Source organism: Pseudomonas sp. MWU12-3103b (genome assembly GCF_023100615.1).
Taxonomy (GTDB): domain Bacteria; phylum Pseudomonadota; class Gammaproteobacteria; order Pseudomonadales; family Pseudomonadaceae; genus Aquipseudomonas; species Aquipseudomonas putida_A.
Map to the genome: position 1 here is coordinate 1 of NZ_JALMEY010000049.1, position 484 is coordinate 484.

Here is a 484-nt window from a genome sequence, read left to right on the forward strand (position 1 = left end):
CTCGGGATAGATCGAACCGGTCTTGAATTCGTAGGCGTTGCTTTGAATGCCGTGCTCTTCGAGAACCATGCCGATGATTTTCGGCACTGTGAGGTTCTGGAAGATGCGTTGGTTGACGCGATGCGCCAGGTACGACAGTTGCGGGCGCAGGGTTACCGAATAACGGGTCAGGCGCTTGCCCGAGTCACCTTGCGCGGCGCGGTAGATCTGGCCGTGGATGCCGCTGCCATCGGGCGACAGCTGCAGAAAGGCCGGTTTGTGCAGCAGGGTTTCGAGGTCCAGCGACGGCTGCTCACTGACCAGCTCCACCTCAAAGACAAAAGGCTGGCTGATGGCTTCCCGGCCGGTCAGGGTGAATACCTGAAAATCGGCGGAGAGCCCTTCGATGGTCAGGGCAAAGTGGGTTTCATTGGCCGGCGCGAACATCCCTTGTTCCTCGTGCTGTACAGCGGCGTTCGTCGACAACCGCAAGGCGGTTCAACGC

General features: G+C 59.7%; 1 protein-coding gene. It reads right to left on the reverse strand.

Annotated elements, in window-relative coordinates:
• Window positions 1–426: contractile injection system protein, VgrG/Pvc8 family (locus M0808_RS28415; RefSeq protein WP_247843192.1), on the reverse strand; the 426-nt coding region annotated here is incomplete at its 3' end.
• Window positions 427–484 lie beyond the last annotated feature (58 nt).